This window comes from Bacteroides sp. BFG-606 (genome assembly GCF_024788145.1).
Classification (GTDB): domain Bacteria; phylum Bacteroidota; class Bacteroidia; order Bacteroidales; family Bacteroidaceae; genus Bacteroides; species Bacteroides vicugnae.
The window spans coordinates 1,364,607-1,381,350 of record NZ_JANUIL010000001.1; the positions used below are offsets into that span (position 1 = coordinate 1,364,607).

The 16,744-nt window shown below is 40.8% G+C and carries 12 protein-coding genes; 5 read left to right on the plus strand and 7 right to left on the minus strand.

The annotated features are described in order from the left end of the window. Positions 1-11: 11 nt before the first annotated feature. Positions 12-986, plus strand: coding sequence for a polyprenyl synthetase family protein (locus NXV01_RS04965; RefSeq protein ID WP_195649664.1), 975 nt, complete (start codon positions 12-14; stop codon positions 984-986). Here the strand turns inward: NXV01_RS04965 and NXV01_RS04970 are convergent, their stop codons facing one another. The 7 genes from NXV01_RS04970 to mnmG form a co-directional block, all read right to left on the minus strand. Then, on the minus strand, positions 987-1,667 hold the full coding sequence (locus NXV01_RS04970; RefSeq protein ID WP_148367831.1) for a DUF1266 domain-containing protein: 681 nt from the start codon (positions 1,665-1,667) through the stop codon (positions 987-989). It lies immediately after the preceding gene. A 395-nt stretch (positions 1,668-2,062) separates the two neighbouring features. Continuing rightward, on the minus strand, positions 2,063-2,965 hold the full coding sequence (deoC, locus tag NXV01_RS04975; RefSeq protein WP_004296713.1) for a deoxyribose-phosphate aldolase: 903 nt from the start codon (positions 2,963-2,965) through the stop codon (positions 2,063-2,065). Beyond that, entirely contained in the window at positions 2,952-3,290 is a 339-nt protein-coding gene (locus NXV01_RS04980) for a nucleotide pyrophosphohydrolase (RefSeq protein WP_117610926.1), read from the minus strand. The genes deoC and NXV01_RS04980 overlap by 14 nt, the downstream gene beginning before the upstream one ends. Before the next feature lie 19 nt (positions 3,291-3,309). Beyond that, positions 3,310-3,762, minus strand: a complete 453-nt coding sequence (dtd, locus tag NXV01_RS04985) for a D-aminoacyl-tRNA deacylase (protein WP_148367832.1) — start codon at positions 3,760-3,762, stop codon at positions 3,310-3,312. Positions 3,763-3,991: 229 nt separating this feature from the next. Beyond that, positions 3,992-5,833, minus strand: coding sequence for an excinuclease ABC subunit UvrC (gene uvrC / locus NXV01_RS04990; RefSeq protein WP_148367833.1), 1,842 nt, complete (start codon positions 5,831-5,833; stop codon positions 3,992-3,994). 196 nt (positions 5,834-6,029) lie between these two features. Continuing rightward, positions 6,030-6,560, minus strand: a complete 531-nt coding sequence (locus tag NXV01_RS04995; protein ID WP_148367834.1) for an adenine phosphoribosyltransferase — start codon at positions 6,558-6,560, stop codon at positions 6,030-6,032. Positions 6,561-6,610: 50 nt separating this feature from the next. Beyond that, positions 6,611-8,497: a tRNA uridine-5-carboxymethylaminomethyl(34) synthesis enzyme MnmG gene (mnmG, locus tag NXV01_RS05000; protein ID WP_148367835.1), complete on the minus strand. Its 1,887-nt coding sequence runs from the start codon at positions 8,495-8,497 to the stop codon at positions 6,611-6,613. Positions 8,498-9,813: 1,316 nt separating this feature from the next. On the opposite strand from mnmG, the gene NXV01_RS05005 reads away from it, so the two are divergent. From NXV01_RS05005 to NXV01_RS05020, 4 genes are all read left to right on the plus strand, one after another. Continuing rightward, on the plus strand, positions 9,814-10,383 hold the full coding sequence (locus NXV01_RS05005) for an RNA polymerase sigma-70 factor (protein WP_148367836.1): 570 nt from the start codon (positions 9,814-9,816) through the stop codon (positions 10,381-10,383). 246 nt (positions 10,384-10,629) lie between these two features. Beyond that, positions 10,630-11,832 (plus strand): FecR domain-containing protein, encoded by a 1,203-nt coding sequence (locus NXV01_RS05010; protein ID WP_148367837.1) that lies wholly within the window; start codon positions 10,630-10,632, stop codon positions 11,830-11,832. A 39-nt stretch (positions 11,833-11,871) separates the two neighbouring features. Continuing rightward, positions 11,872-15,213, plus strand: coding sequence for a SusC/RagA family TonB-linked outer membrane protein (locus NXV01_RS05015; RefSeq protein ID WP_148367838.1), 3,342 nt, complete (start codon positions 11,872-11,874; stop codon positions 15,211-15,213). A gap of 10 nt (positions 15,214-15,223) precedes the next feature. Beyond that, a complete protein-coding gene (locus NXV01_RS05020) occupies positions 15,224-16,738 on the plus strand; it encodes a RagB/SusD family nutrient uptake outer membrane protein (RefSeq protein WP_148367839.1) in 1,515 nt (504 codons plus the stop codon). The last annotated feature ends 6 nt before the right edge of the window (positions 16,739-16,744 follow it).

The window sequence follows — 16,744 nt, forward strand, 5'->3', positions numbered from 1 at the left end:
TTGTGTAATAAATGGACAGCATCTCACTTATCAGAACTCCGATTGAAGCGGAACTGGGCGACTTCAAAGAACTTTTTGATAGTTCTCTCTCCAGTTCAAATGCATTGCTCGATAGCGTCGTATCTCACATACGGCAGAGGAATGGTAAGATGATGCGGCCTATTCTTGTTTTGCTCGTGGCACGCCTTTATGGCGCTATATGTCCTTCCACTCTTCACGCGGCTGTTTCGCTGGAACTCCTTCATACGGCCAGCCTGGTACATGATGACGTAGTGGATGAAAGCACCGAACGCCGTGGACAGCTCTCGGTAAATGCAATCTTTAATAATAAAGTGGCCGTGTTGACGGGTGACTATTTATTGGCAACCAGCCTCGTACATGCTGAATTGACAAACAGCCATCGTATTATTCAGCTGGTGTCCACTCTTGGACAGGATCTTGCTGACGGTGAGTTGCTTCAGCTTTCAAATGTAAGTAATCACAGTTTCTCCGAGGAAGTCTATTTTGATGTAATCCGCAAGAAAACTGCTGCTCTTTTTGCTGCCTGCACAAAGGCTGCCGCTTTCTCGGTGGGTGTGGGTGAGGGGGAAGCTGAACTTGCCCGTTTGCTGGGCGAATATATTGGTATCTGTTTCCAGATAAAGGATGATATTTTCGATTACTTTGATAATAAGGAGATTGGTAAACCTACGGGTAATGATATGCTTGAAGGTAAGCTGACATTGCCCGCTTTGTATGTGCTGAATACGACGAAAAACGAGGAAGCGCAAGAAATTGCAATCAAAGTAAAGGAGGGTACGGCTACTCTCGATGAAATAGCTTATTTGATTTCGTTTATTAAAGAAAACGGAGGAATTGAATATGCGGTTCAGACTATGAATGGCTATAAACAAAAAGCTTTCAATCTATTGGCTTCTTTGCCGGATTCCGATGTCTGTGCAGCTCTCCGGTCTTATCTGGATTATGTAGTAGACCGCGAAAAATAATTACTTCCTGTACTTTCCCAGGAGTGAATAGCATAATAACAACCGGTCCCAATCTTCTATCTTTTCCGATTTCATCGCTTTTCCTAAAAGGAAACTCTTGTCTATTTCTTCCGCTGTATGAAGATCTAAAGAACATAATTTGTCGGCTTGTTCTATGTAGTCCCAGGCTTTCTCTTTGGTGATGTGACCACATGCTTGGGAGGCGCGTGCCAAGTTCACAAGCAGTCCCATATCCCATCCGATAATGCCTTTTTCCAAGTCATTTATCCATATAATCGGGTCCCTTCTTTCCTCTGTATATTTCACGAATTTGTATAGATTCTTTCCTTGACGGATGAAACGTTCCACCCCGAAAAAACGCTTTTGAATGATGTTTTCGAACTCGTTGATGTTCTCTGTAGAGAGTAAATAGGGGAGCATAATCTGGTAGGAGACTCTGTCGCCTTCGTTGATAAGGAATTGGAATAGTCCGGTGACGGACTCATTGTCGGTGCAGTGAAACTCTTCTGCCAGCAGTTTGGATAGCTTTAGCGGATGGATTCCGGTCTCCATAGAGTTGAGATAGAAGCCTTGCAGTCCGGCTTCCATATAACCGATGCGTAACCCCTTCTTTTTCTCTGTTCCGAGGATGAGGTTCAGAGGGTTGTGATTGAATCTTAAGGTTTTCGTATATGCGTCCATCCTAATACCTTCATAAGGTTCATGAAAAGCGTGAGAACTGTTGCCATGTATTTTCCTGAGGCTTCGGCAAGCCGTTATGAATATACAAGCAACAGTCCCACGCTCCATTCGATATATAACAAAAGTATATACATGAAGGTGCGTGAGACCCGTTTGCTTATTACCATTCATAACTTTGAATTTTGCCGAATTCCAGGAATTGGTAATAAATGAAACGTTCTCTAATATAACTAATTAGCTATATTTTCATCGCTAAACCTTTTACAAAGATAAGTATTTTTCTGAATTTTCCTGTAACTATCTTTAGATTTTCTTAAATAAAAAATACCGCGTCGGTTCCCGGAGTACGGGAACAGCGCGGTAAGGCGTATTTGATTGCTAATGTAGCCTTTAACTTAGAAGAACTTGATTTCTTCTCCTTTGATGTCAGAAAGAAGGAGGTTGGCTAAACGGCTGGTTCCCAGACGGAACAGTTGATTATCCAGCCATTCTTCACCCAATAGTTCTTTTACGATTGTGTAGTAAATAATCGCATCATTAACGGTATTGATGCCACCTGCCGGTTTGAATCCAATCTTGATTCCGGTTTTCTGGTGGTATTCTTTGATGGCTTCACACATCACGTAAGCGGCTTCCGGAGTAGCGGCAGGCTGTTGCTTACCGGTGGAAGTCTTGATGAAATCTGCGCCCGAATACATGGATAGGATAGAAGCTTTCTTGATGTTGGAAGCGCTCTTTAGTGCACCTGTTTCAAGGATCACTTTGAGATGACGTTCCTTGCAAACTTCCTTTAATTCCTGTATTTCTTCACACATTCCTTCGTAGTCTCCGCTTAGGAATTTGCCGATGGAAATGACAATGTCTATTTCATCGGCACCTTCTGCGATTGCTAATGCTGTTTCTGCCACTTTTACTTCAATGAATGTCTGTGAAGAGGGGAAACCTCCTGATACACAGGCTATATTGACTCCGTCTACCTCCAGCGTATTCTTAACGATGGCTGCGAAATTGGGGTATACACAGATTGCTGCAACATTTTTCAGATCAGGATATTCGTCGTCAAACTGATTGACTTTTTCGGTAAAGTGCATCACACTTTTGTCACTGTCTGTGCTATTCAAAGTAGTCAGGTCAATACAGTTGAACAGAAACTTCTTAACGTCTTCCGTGTTGTTTTCCGGCACTTTTTTCTCAATCAATTCAGCTACGCGAGCTTGAATATCTGCATCGCTCAGATTGGTATTATACTTTGCCAATGCGGCATTGTACTTGTTGGGCTGTGAGTTATTCTCTTCCATGATCTTTCAGTTTTGGGTTGTTGATATGTCTTTTATTATCTCGTTTCGTTTTCTTTTCCATGCTTTTCCGGAAAGCAGTGGTTATGTCTACACCTGTCTGGTTGGCAATGCAGAGAAGAACCCATAAAACGTCTGCTATTTCTTCATCTATATTGTCTTTCTCTCCCTCTTTAAAGGACTGATCTCCATATTTGCGGGCCATGACACGCGCCAGTTCTCCTACTTCTTCCGTCAGAACTGCCATATTGGTCAACTCGCTGAAGTAGCGGACGCCGTATGTTTTCACCCATTGGTCCACTTGTTTCTGTGCTTCTTCCAGAGTCATAATTGTTGATGGTTGGTTATTATTCTTTGTTTTTTGTATCCATGCATATAGTAACGGGGCCGTCGTTTAAAAGTTCAACTTTCATGTCTGCCCCAAAGGTGCCTGTGCCTATTTCTTTTCCCAATGCGCCGCTTAAATCTTTGCAGAATTGTTCGTAGAGTGGGATAGAGACATCCGGTTTGGCGGCTTTGATATAGGAGGGGCGATTTCCCTTCTTGGTAGAAGCGTGTAACGTGAACTGGCTGATAACCAGAATCTCGCCTCCATCTTCTAAAATAGATTTGTTCATTACACCATTCTCATCATCGAAGATACGTAGATTTACAATCTTCTTGCAAAGCCAGTCGATGTCTTCCTGTCCATCCGCTTCTTCAATGCCGACTAATATCAGCATTCCTTTCCCAATGGACGACTTACAGTATCCTTCAATGGTTACTGACGCATGGCTTACCCGTTGTATGACTATTCTCATTGTTATTTATTCTATTTCATGATTAGGAAAGGCAAATTTACAAAATTCAGAAGAGAAAACGGTGTGTTGGTGGGAAAATATTATAAGGCTTTGCCGAAAGCGTTAATGATTTATTATTGGGGCACGGATTACGCGGATAACACGGTTTTTTAGTAATTCAACCGTGAAATCCGTGTAATCCGTGCCTAAAAGTGATAGAAAGATAACAGGCCTACTCCCCAACTTCTTATTAATTTTCTGATGATTCATCGCTCAATCCCGCTTTTACAGTCTTGGCTTTTGCTTCTCCAATCACAGCGGAAATCTCTTCAAAAGAGGCTTCTTTTATCCGCTTTACGCTTTTAAATTCTTTCAGAAGCGCTGTTTTTGTCTTTTCTCCAATCCCTTTGATATTGTCTAATGCCGATGCTACCTGTCGTTTGCTGCGTTTATCACGATGGAAACTGATGGCAAAACGGTGCACCTCATCCTGAATCTGGGTCAGCAAACGGAATAACGGGCTTTGCTGTTTGATACCGATAGTCTGCGGAGGAAATCCAAAAAGCAGTTCCGATGTGCGATGGCGATTGTCCTTTGCCAGTCCGGCGATAGGGATCGCTAGGTTCAACTCATCTTCAATCACCTCTCTAACGACCTCCATTTGGCCTTTTCCGCCGTCGGTGATAATCAGGTCGGGTAGAGGGGTGTTTTCTTCAATAGCGCGCTGATAACGTCTTCTGACGACCTCTTTCATGGATGCATAATCGTCAGGTCCTACAACAGTCTTTATATTGTATTTTCGATAATCTTTCTTTGATGGTTTAGCCTTTTTAAAGACAACGCAAGCTGCCACAGCATCAGAACCCTGTATGTTTGAGTTGTCAAAGCATTCAATTTGCAAAGGCGGTCTGTCCAGATGCAACTCTTGCTGTATCTCTTTCATTAATCGCATACTTCTTTGCTCCGGATTCAGCTTTTCCGCCTGTTTTAGTCGGTCGGCCTTGTATTGCTTTACGTTTAGAATCGAAAGATCCAGCAATTTCTTCTTGTCTCCCCGCTGTGGAACGGTAAATACGATGTTGTTTAGCTCCAAATCAAGCTCAAAAGGCACTATAATCTCTCTGGATTGGCTCTTATAGCGTTCTCGCATTTCGATAATACCCAGTGTCAAAAGTTCCTCTTTTGATTCATTCAACTTCTTTTTATATTCGAATGTAAACGCCTGGTTGATGGCACCGTTTGTAATATGCAGATAGTTGATGAAAGCGGAATTGGACTCGTCCTCTTCAATAGAAAATACATCTATGTTGTGCAATACAGCGCTTACTACCTCCGATTTGGAGCGGTAGTTTTCTATCAGAAGAAATTTTTCTTTCACCTTCTGTGCTTCTTCAAACTTCATCTCGCCGGCTAATGTCTGCATCTTTTCCAGTAGCATACGGCTGATTTCTTGCGTATTTCCTTTCAGGATTTCTTTGATTTCATCGATATTTTTGAGATAATCCTCCTGTGATTGCAGTCCGATGCATGGTCCTGCACAGTTCTTTATATGATATTCCAGGCATACGTTGAACTTTCCTGCCCGTATATTCTCCGGAGTTAGGTTTAAACTGCAAGTTCGCAAAGGATATAAATGCTTTATCAGATCCAGTACCGCATACATGGATGGTATGTGACTATACGGTCCATAATAAGATGAACCGTTCCTGATAATTTTCCTTGTTCTGAAAACTCTGGGAAAATACTCGTTTTGTACGCAAATAGAAGGGTAGGTCTTGTCATCCTTTAATAGAACGTTGTAGCGCGGCTTGTATTTCTTTATCAGATTATTCTCCAGCAATAACGCGTCTTCTTCCGTGTTGACTACAATATAACGAATATCGGCGATTTTGCTGACCAGTACTCGTGTCTTTCCCGGTTCATGTTCTTTGCTGAAGTAAGAGTAGACTCTTTTCTTTAGATTTTTGGCCTTTCCAACGTATATAATTGTACCCTCCGTGTTCAGGTATTGGTAAATACCCGGTTTCTCGGGAAGGTTGGCTACGATCCCTTTCAAATATTCATTGGCTCTGCTTTCTGGTTCTGTATTCATAATTGTTTTAGGATGGCTAATAAGTGAAAAGTATGTGCCTGACATGAAGCATACCCGCAGTCGGTGGCTATTTAAACACGAATGACGCGGATAATATGGATTCCTATTCTTATGGTCCGTGTCATCCACGTCATTCGCGTCTCAAAAGGTTAGTTGCTTACTTTTGGCATATTTTCTGCAAATAGAACCAAATTCTTTATAAACTCAATACCGATTCTACTTCTACGTCATCTCCGAACAATGATTTTCCATTCAGGTCTTTCAATTCGATGATGAAGTTTACATATACCTTTTTTGGTTTTAGTCTTTTCACCAGTTCACAAGCTGCTTTCATGGTGCCTCCTGTTGCCAGTAAATCATCATGTAATAGAACTACGTCATTCTCGTCCAGTGCATCTTTGTGGATTTGCACCGTGTCTTTGCCGTACTCCTTGTCATAGCTTTCTTCAATCGTTTCTGCAGGGAGTTTGCCCGGCTTGCGAATTGGAATAAAACCTGCGTTCAGGCGGGTTGCCAGAATAGGTCCCATGATGAATCCTCTTGATTCTATACCTACTACTTTAGTAATCCCTTTATCCTTATACATATCAAACATAATGTTTGATAATTCCTGCAAGCACCAAGGGTCCTTGAATAGAGTGGTGACATCGTAGAACAGGATTCCGGGAATCGGAAAATCGGGTATTTCCCGAATGCTTTTGATTAGCGTTTCTTTGCTCATAATCATTGAATTATATCGTTTCTTTAAATGTTTTGTTTCACGTGAAACGTTGTCGCTTATCGTCCGGAAAGTACCAGCAACACGTTGATATCGCTTGGAGAGACTCCCGGAATTCTGCTCGCTTGTGCTATTGTTTCCGGATCTATCTTTGCCAGCTTTTGTCGGGCCTCGGTGGAAAGAGACTGAATAGTAGAATAGTCAAATTTTCCTTTAATCTTTATACTTTCCAATCGTGCTAGTTTTTCTGCTATCATTCTTTCTCTGTCAATGTATCCTTGATACTTGATTAAGATTTCGGCAGCTTCGAGAATTTCTTCTTTCCGGTCTTGGTCCGAACCCGTTGCTTTTTCCAGCTCCCGTTGAAACGCCGGAACATATTCTGCTATATTTCCTATTGTCACTTGCGGGCGATTCAGAATCTCTATCAACTTACATCCTTGACGTAGGGGAGTTGTCCCTATCTTTTCGAGAGCATCGTTGATTAGTGCCGGTTTCATCGAATAGTTGCGTGCGAAAGAAATGATTTGTTCCACGGCTTCTTTTTTGCTTCTTACTAACTGATACCGGTCTTCTTTTGCCAAACCAAGCTTAAATGCTTTTTCTGTTAAGCGCATATCGGCATCATCCATACGAAGCAGAATACGGTATTCCGCACGCGAGGTAAACATACGGTAAGGTTCATCCACACCTTTGGTAACCAAATCGTCGATTAATACGCCAATATATGCTTCATCTCGAGCCAAAGTAAATGCTTCTCCGCCGTGGCAGTTGATGTGTGCATTGATACCGGCTATCAATCCTTGTCCTCCTGCTTCCTCGTATCCGGTGGTTCCGTTTACTTGTCCGGCAAAGAACAAGTTTTTGATAATCTTCGATTCCAACGTATGTTTTAATTGGGTCGGATCGAAATAGTCATATTCGATAGCGTATCCCGGACGGTAGATAACCAGATCTTTGAAAGCCGGGATTTGTTTTAATGCTGCAATTTGTATTTCCATCGGAAGCGAAGAAGAGAATCCGTTAAGATATAACTCTTGTGTTGTTTCTCCTTCCGGTTCGAGGAATAACTGGTGCTGATCTTTATCCGGGAAAGTGACAATTTTGGTTTCGATGCTTGGACAATAGCGTGGTCCGATACTTTGAATCTGTCCGTTGAATAGGGGAGAATCCGGCAGACCTTCGCGCAGAATCCGGTGTACTTCTTCATTGGTGTAGCATGTCCAGCATTGAAGTTGCTTTAAGTGGTGCGTGCTAGTATTCATGAATGAGAACTTGTGGAAGTCTGATTCGCCGTCTTGTGTTTCCATCTGGTCAAAATGAACACTACGCGCGTCGATTCGTACCGGAGTACCGGTTTTCATTCTTCCGTAAGAGATTCCGTGACGGGCGATGGATTCGGTCAGCTGATAAGAAGCCGGCTCGGCCATTCTTCCTCCAGGCAATTTATGACGTCCTACATGCATCAGTCCGTTGAGGAAAGTTCCTGCGGTGAGCACAATGCATTTCGCTTTGAAGGTGACGCCCCATGCGGTGACTAATCCGGTGACCTCACCGTTTTCAACGAGCAGTTCACATACGGTATCTTGCCAGATATGAAGGTTGGGTGTATTTTCCAGTTTCTCCCGCCAGGACCAAATGAACTTAGCCCGGTCGCATTGGGCGCGGGGGCTCCACATGGCTGGACCTTTCGAGCGATTTAGAATTCGGAATTGAATGGCAGTCTCATCTGTCACTAATCCCATCTGTCCACCCAGTGCATCTATTTCACGTACAATTTGTCCTTTGGCGATTCCTCCTACAGCCGGATTGCAACTCATCTGTCCAATCTTGTTCATGTCCATAGTGATGAGACAAGTTTTGGAACCTAAATTAGCAGCGGCTGCCGCTGCTTCACAACCAGCATGTCCGGCACCAATTACAATTACGTCGTACTTAAAATCCATTCCTATCTTATTTATTATCAAACGCTGCAAAGTTACAGAAAAGTTGTGAGACTTGTATCTTCAAGCTGTTTTTGCTTCTGAAAATCCGGGGAGGAATCCGGCTTAACTGAAAAAAACGCCGTAATTTTGGATTAGAAATATGCAGATTGTTCGAGATTTGACTATTCTTCGAATTTTGTAATCGTGCGTTTTTGTGAAAAATAGTGATATTATGCTCTTTTATGCCTTGTTTTGCTGTCTTTTTATTAGTTGCTTGTTTGCTCAATAATGGATGAAACTAGAAAGCAAAATGGAGAATTTGTTCAAAATAGAGGCTATCGTCAGAATAAATGTGAGGTTTACACTCAAAATTTGCTTCATGTCTTGACATAAGTCAAAAAAACAAGCCCAAATGTATTTTTTAGCATCATGGACTTTGTTGTTTTCGTAAACAGCTATACCTTTGCAGTGTAGTTGTGAAACTACTTATATTTTAGGTATTAGAAAAAAGGTTATAATTAAAAGGTATTAGTTTATAAAATTAAGGTATTAGATTTTAAGATTAGTTTTTAGGAAAAGGATTGTTTTGATTAGGTATTAGGAAAAAGACGTTTTTAGGTAACGAGTAAATGAAAATGAAGAAAAAAGAAGAATCCCATTTATGGGGATTCTTTAAAGGTGGAGCGGAATGATTCGCTCTTTTTTTATGCCTCTTTTAAATATATCTCGTAAGCACTTTACTCTCAATCATGTTGGGAAAGTTTGATTTCATGCCTTTAAAAAAAGTGTTTCATGGTTTGAAACCAAAGGTTTCGTATCGTGAAACTAAAGTTTCGGCATTGGGAAACTGTAGTTTCAACACCGAGAAACCATAGTTCCAACGGCATGGAAACTATGGTTTCAAGCCTTGAAACAAATAGTTTTAGGTTGGGGAACAACTTGTTTGAAGGCAGAAGACTAAAGTTTAGGCCGTTTGAACTGACTAAAAAGCTTTCTTTTACCGTTTCCTTTAGTAGATCACTGCCGTATTCTGCGTCTTATATTGACCGAAATAGGTGGTGATAGGTGATAGGTTAGGTGAAAGATTATTTTCAACCTATCACCATGCTTCAATGTACGATGAATAAGTCGATTGGAGAGGTGCGGTGATAGGTGATAGAGGACTTTGTGTTTTTTGATTGGAAGAGAGAAGCCTTTTATTTTCTATTTTGTAGGTTAGTTGGGCCTGCGTTTCTGAAAAAAAAACAATATATTTGCATTTATAAATGCCGCTATAGTAAGTGTTTATAGCGATTTCAGAGAAATCTATTTCGTTTTTTGATAGGTAGAGTGACAGTATGGACGATAAGATTGACATCATAGTAGCAGGAGTCAACCGGAAGGATGAAAAGATATGGGGCGATTTCTACGATCGTTTTTATGCTGCTCTATGCGCTTATGTCGCCAAAATATTGCCTGTTCCGGATGCAGTGGAAGATCTGGTTCAGGAAGTTTTCATTTCTGTTTGGGAAGGTAAACGTACCTTTTCCGATATCAAAGAGCTCACAAATTATCTCTATCGCGCCTGCTATAATAATACTTTATTATATATACGCAATAATCAGATTCATGATACTATTTTAAGTTCTCTCGCCGAGGAAGAAGACGTGGAGGATGAAGACGTAATCTATGCGTTAACGGTAAAAGAAGAAATTATCCGGCAGCTCTATTGCCATATTGAAGAACTTCCGGCCGAACAACGCCGGATCATTTTAATGAGAATCGAAGGACATACATGGGAAGAGATAGCCGAACGTTTGGAAATAAGTATCAATACTGTTAAAACTCAAAAGACACGTAGCTATAAATTCCTTCGTGAAAGACTGGGCGACTCTGTACATTCTATAATTCTTTGTTTATTTCTCTAAAAAGATAAAAAAGTCAAATTGATACTTCTTTATCTTTTTATTGATTGCTTAAGATTTATTTTCTTTGTTAAAAGCGAATAGATTTCTTTCAAATTGTGACATAATGTTATATTTTTGTCCCTAAAATCCTCTTCTTTACGCTCTTATCTCAAAAAAATATCATCTTTTTGTCACCCCTTTCTATGAGTTATGTATATCTATAATAAAGCAAATTAAACAATGTTTAATTTAAAAAGGAGAAATAAGATGAAGAAGTTCGAAAATGTATATCAAGATGCCGCTTTAATGAAAAAAGCTCTTTTAGGAGAAGCTAACGAATCGGAACAGCAAGAGCTTGAAAAGCGATTGGCGGAATGCCCGGACTTACAAAAAGTGTTTGAACAGTTGCAGAATGGCGAGACATTAAGAGTTGCATTTGAAGAATATAAAAATTATTCATCAAAGAAAGCCTATGAATCTTTCCTTCAGAAAATCGGACAAACGGAACCGGCGATAATAAAGAAGCCTCGTGCTTTCCGGATTTGGTGGTCTGTTGCAGCAGCTGTTGTTTTTTTAGTAATCGGTTTATCTTTCTATATGTCGAATTATGGTTCGATTGAAGAGGAAAGCAGACCATTGATTCAGCCGGGAGTTCAACAGGCACAATTGACTTTACCCGATGGCAGCATTATTGATGTGCGTAAGGAAGAATTTGACGTAATAGTAGATGGCGTCCAGGTAAAATATAAGGAAGGAGTGCTGTCATATGAGCCAACCGTCACAACACAACACGAAGAGAAAAACGTCGAAGAGAAGCCAGTCAAGTCAAATGAACTTGTCATACCACGTGGAGGGGAAAATACTGTAATCCTCGCCGATGGAACGACAGTTTATTTGAATGCTGGTTCCAAGCTGACTTATCCGGTACGCTTTGCGGGTAAACGCAGGACTGTAGTTCTGGAGGGTGAGGCTTATTTTGAGGTTGTACAGGATGAATCCCATCCGTTTGTGGTACAAACTCATCTAGGAGAAGTGATGGTGCTTGGCACGGCATTTAATGTGAATGCTTATACCGATGCTTCTGTTTGTTACACTACATTGGTACATGGAAAAGTACAATTCTCTGCACCGAATGTAGGAACGGTAACTCTTCAGCCGGGTGAACAAGCGGCAGTCTCTGCCAATGGTACAGAAAAACGTACCGTCGACTTGGATGAATATATCGGGTGGGTAAACGGTGTGTACAACTTTAAAAATCGTTCTTTAGGGGAGATTATGGAGACGTTCGAACGCTGGTATGATATACAAGTTTATTATGAAACACCGGATTTGCGGGATATAACTTACAGTGGCAGTTTGAAGCGTAACGGAGCGATCAATTCATTCCTGGATGCATTAGAACTGACAGGTGATTTGACCTATAAAATCAGTGGTCGGAAAGTATTGATATACGATAGAATGAAAGATTAAGAGTAAATAGAATATTAGGTAAAGTTTAATCATTAATTTATGAGAGAAAAACGATGGCTGCTATGTTTTTTAGTGGCAGTGTGTTGCACATTTAGCACATGGGCTCTACCGTCACAGGATAAGACGGTAACTTTGAATCTGCATAATGTCTCTATCGAGACAGTTTTGGATGCAGTGAAGAAACAAACAGGAGTGAATATGTTGTATAATTCACAAATGTTTAAAGGTGTTCCTCCGGTATCAATTAATGCAAAAAATGAGAAATGGGAAGTCGCTCTGAAGTTAATTTTAAATCCTCAAGGATTTGATTATGTGGTGAAAGACGGTATTGTTGTTGTCCGTAAATTGCAGACCGAGAAGCGTGACAACCGCATCCATGGTACGGTTATTGATTCGAATAAGGAACCGATACCAGGAGCCAGCATTATTGTGAAAGGTACTCGTACGGGTACTTCTACTAATATTGAAGGTGAGTTTACGCTGGATGTGAAAAGTGACAAAGTGACTTTGGAAGTCTCTTTTATCGGTATGAAAAAGCAGATTCTTCAGGTAGATGCTACACGCAAGAAGATGATTGAGATTACTATGGTGGACGATGTGAAAACATTGGAGGATGTAGTCGTTACAGGATATAGTAATATCCGTAAATCCAGTTTTACGGGTAGTTCTACGCAAATAACAGGTGATGAATTGCGTAAGGTGTCACAGACAAATGTGCTTGATGCCATGCAGTCGTTTGATCCTTCTTTCCGCTTGATGACTAATACGCAATTTGGTTCCGATCCTAACGCATTACCTGAAATGTATATTCGTGGACGTTCAGGAGTAGGTGTCAGAGATTTGGATAAGAATCAATTGACCAAATCGAATCTGGAAAATAATCCGAATCTTCCTACATTTATTATGGATGGATTTGAGGTTAGCATCGAAAAGGTATATGACTTGGATCCTAGCCGCATAGAAAGTATGACTATATTGAAAGACGCTGCTGCTACGGCTATTTACGGTTCGCGTGCTGCTAATGGCGTGGTGGTAATCACTACGGTTGTTCCGAAACCGGGCGAAGTTCGTGTTTCTTACAATTTCACCGGTACATTGGAAATGCCCGATTTGCGCGACTATAGTTTGGCGAACGCTTCGGAGAAACTGGAAATGGAACGTCTTGCCGGACTTTTCGATAATAATGATTTTGGTACTGAGATCTATGATTACAACCGGAAGTTTGCTGAGATTCAACGTGGTGTGGATACTGACTGGATGGTATTGCCTCTGCGAAATGCATTCGATCATAAACACAGTCTTTTTATAGAAGGAGGTACGCAGAATTTGCGTTGGGGTGTAGATGCATCTTATAATGGAGCGAACGGTGTGATGAAAGGTTCCGGTCGTGATCGTTACAGTGTTGGTTTCTCCTTGGATTATCGAATGAAGTCTTTACAAGTGAAAAACACGGTATCGTTTACTCATTCCAAATCTAAAGAGTCGCCTTATGGTTCTTTTAGTGATTATACTATTCTACAGCCGTATGATACACCTTATAATGATAACGGTACATTGAAAGAATATTTAAAATTTTCGCAAGTTAGTGGTGGGCGCACGGCTAAAAACCCATTATATGAAGCGACTCTTGGCAATTATACTTGGAGTGCTTATGATGAAGTATCTAATAATTTGAGCTTGAATTGGTATTTAACTGATTATTGGACCGTCAGGGGGCAATTCAGTGTGAACCGCAAGTATTCTAGCGGAGAACGGTTCATCGATCCGTTATCTTCAAAAACAACCGCTTCCCCTCGTGACGGTGGGCATAATTTGGGTGACCTTTATGTAGATAATGGGAATAATTTGAGTTGGAATGCGAATGCAGCCTTGTATTATACACGTTCTTTCAATAAACATAATTTGAATCTGTCTGTGGCGTGGGAGGCATCTTCCGGCTCATCAGATGCGACAAATGCTCATTATCGCGGATTTCCGAGCGGACAATTCCATTCACCGAATTATGCGGCCGAGATATATGAAAAACCGTCGCGTACCGAAAATACTTCACGTATGGTCAGTACGTGGGCTACCGGAAACTATACATGGAATGATATTTATCTGGCTGATTTCTCAGTACGTTTTGATGGGTCGTCTGATTTTGGGTCCAATCAACGTTGGGCACCGTTCTTCTCCGGAGGTTTGGGAGTGAACATTCATAATTATGAGTTCTTAAAAGGAAACGAGATAGTCAATAAATTGAAGGTACGTGCATCGTATGGTCGGACAGGTAAGGCTAGTTTCCCATCTTACGCCGCAACAACCATGTATGAATCACTTTTCGATGAATGGTATGCAACTGGTTTTGGAGCAGTGCTGAAAGCTTTAGGAAATAATGACTTGACTTGGGAAAAGACTGATAAATTTAATGTAGGCATTGAAATGCAGTTCTTGAATCAGCGCTTGACAGTGGATGTGGATTATTATCATGATAAAACCATCGATTTAGTGAACGATGTCAGTTTGTCTCAAACTTCAGGTTTCTCTAGTTATAAAGACAATATGGGTGAAGTATTGAATCAGGGATTCGAGTTGCAAGTACGTGGTGAAGTATTCCGTAATCGTGACTGGTTGGTGGCTCTGTGGGGAAATATGGCACACAACAAGAATAAGATTGTGAAAATATCAGATTCACAACGTGCCTACAATCAGCGAGTAAAAGAGTTTTATCAGAATATAGTGAATGAAGAGTATGGTAAATATAATTCTAAATATGGAGTACCTATTTCTCAATATGAGGAAGGACAGTCACTTACTTCTATCTGGGCTGTGAAGTCTTTGGGTATTGATCCCACTACAGGTAAGGAAATATTCTTGAATCGTGATGGTAGTGTGTCTGATACTTGGAATGCCACTCAGGAAGTGGTTGTTGGTAATACTGAACCTAAATTCAACGGTTCTGTTGGGTTTAATCTTGCCTATAAAGCATGGAGCTTGTTTGCGGCTTTCCAATACGAATGGGGCGGACAGGAGTATAACCAGACCTTGGTGGATCGGGTGGAAAACGCTAGAATACAATATCAAAATGTAGACTTGCGTGTGTTGACCGACAGATGGAAACAACCGGGAGATATTGCTCAGTTTAAAGATATTAAAAATGCTGATAATGTTACTATGCCGACTTCACGCTTCGTTCAGGACAAGGCTTATCTGCGCTTGAGTGCATTGACTTTGAGCTATGATTTTAATCGGGAGTGGATAAAGAAACATTTGGGGATGAATATGCTCCGATTGGAAGCAAGTACACGCGATTTTATTAACTGGAATTCTATCCGTCAGGAGCGAGGCTTAAGCTATCCGAAGTCATGGACGGTCGATTTCTCTATTAAAGCACAATTCTAAGTATACCATTATGATACAAAAAATATATACTACGTTTATTTCTTTTGCGTTTGTAGCCTTGACTCTTTCTTCGTGTTCAGATTGGCTGGACCTTTATCCTTCCGACGAGATAAAGGAGGAATATTTGTTCTCTTCCGGTGATGGTTTTCGTACAGCGACGAATGGTATTTACCGGAAAATGGCTACTTTCGATTTGTATGGAAGTAACCTTACTTGGGGGATTCTGGATGCCTGGGCACAGGCTTATTACATAGAACAAGCTCCAAGTATAGCTGGTGGTACCCCCATGAGAAAGATTGCAAATCTTGCTTTTAAAAATACCGAATTGGTTCCTGTTACTGATGCAATGTGGAATGCTGCTTGGAATGTGGTTGCCAATTGTAATGAATTGGCTCAGCAAGCTGCTCAAGCTGACCCTAGTCTTTTTTACGGGCTTGACGGTGAACGTCAGATGATTTTGGGAGAAGCTATTGGATTGCGTGCATTTGTACAATTTGATTTGCTTCGTATTTATGCTCCGTCTCCTTCATCTGTTGGTTTCAGAGAAGATAACCGTACTTTTATTCCTTATGTCAATGTTTATCCTAGTTATGTTAACGATCATCAGACGGTTAGTTATTGTTTGGAACAGATTATTGCTGATCTGAAGGAAGCACAGCGTATATTGGGGGAAGTCGATAAAGAATCCAAAATGGGCACAGACTCTAGATTTGACATCAATGAGCTTTCACAAAGCCTGTTTGCTGGATCTAGGGGATATCGTTTGAATTATTATGCGGTAACAGCAGAACTAGCTCGTGTTTATTTGTATGCAGGAAAGAATGCGGAAGCTTATGCAGAAGCCAAAAAAATCATTGATGAGGAAAGTGAAACAGGTTATTTTAAAGCATCAACCAGTTCATCCGGTTTCAGGAATGGAAATATGAAGATGTATAATGATATTATTTTTGGGCTTTATTCCCCCAAGGAATTGGTGGAATGGGATCTGGAAATAAATCATAGTTCCGATGGCTCTAGTGAGGAACATTATCTGTGTCTTGATAGTGAGGTGGCAAAAGAATTGTATGGAGATGAAAAAGACAGTGACTGGCGGTTTAAGTATCAACTGGAAGAAAAGTATTATGGATTTTATTATCGTACCTTGAAATATTACAAACAGACGGAGAGTACTACTGTCGGAATAACAAATAATCAGACAATTCCTATGATACGTATGTCTGAAGTGTATTACATTGCCGCTGAAGCAATTTTTGATACTAATCCCCAAGAAGCGCAGGGGTATTTGGAATTGGTAAAGAAAGGAAGAGGAGTATCAAAGAAATTTGATAATGTCACAAATAAGTCAGAGTTTATAAACTTGCTGGTAAATGATGCCCGTCGTGAGTTCTTAGGTGAAGGACAGATTTTCTATATGTATAAACGGTTGAATAGGACGATGCCTGCCAGTTCTTATTATAGTAATCCCGTGTTACCAACTGACGAAAATATGATATTACCCAAGCCCGATTCGGAATCAAACATTTAAGTGTGA

Coding starts and splice junctions, on each gene's coding strand:
- NXV01_RS04965 (WP_195649664.1), top strand. CDS start 12: ATGGACAGCATCTCACTTATCAGAACTCCGATTGAAGCGGAACTGGGC.
- NXV01_RS04970 (WP_148367831.1), bottom strand. CDS start 1,667: ATGGACGCATATACGAAAACCTTAAGATTCAATCACAACCCTCTGAAC.
- deoC (WP_004296713.1), bottom strand. CDS start 2,965: ATGGAAGAGAATAACTCACAGCCCAACAAGTACAATGCCGCATTGGCA.
- NXV01_RS04980 (WP_117610926.1), bottom strand. CDS start 3,290: ATGACTCTGGAAGAAGCACAGAAACAAGTGGACCAATGGGTGAAAACA.
- dtd (WP_148367832.1), bottom strand. CDS start 3,762: ATGAGAATAGTCATACAACGGGTAAGCCATGCGTCAGTAACCATTGAA.
- uvrC (WP_148367833.1), bottom strand. CDS start 5,833: ATGAATACAGAACCAGAAAGCAGAGCCAATGAATATTTGAAAGGGATC.
- NXV01_RS04995 (WP_148367834.1), bottom strand. CDS start 6,560: ATGATTATGAGCAAAGAAACGCTAATCAAAAGCATTCGGGAAATACCC.
- mnmG (WP_148367835.1), bottom strand. CDS start 8,497: ATGGATTTTAAGTACGACGTAATTGTAATTGGTGCCGGACATGCTGGT.
- NXV01_RS05005 (WP_148367836.1), top strand. CDS start 9,814: ATGGACGATAAGATTGACATCATAGTAGCAGGAGTCAACCGGAAGGAT.
- NXV01_RS05010 (WP_148367837.1), top strand. CDS start 10,630: ATGAAGAAGTTCGAAAATGTATATCAAGATGCCGCTTTAATGAAAAAA.
- NXV01_RS05015 (WP_148367838.1), top strand. CDS start 11,872: ATGAGAGAAAAACGATGGCTGCTATGTTTTTTAGTGGCAGTGTGTTGC.
- NXV01_RS05020 (WP_148367839.1), top strand. CDS start 15,224: ATGATACAAAAAATATATACTACGTTTATTTCTTTTGCGTTTGTAGCC.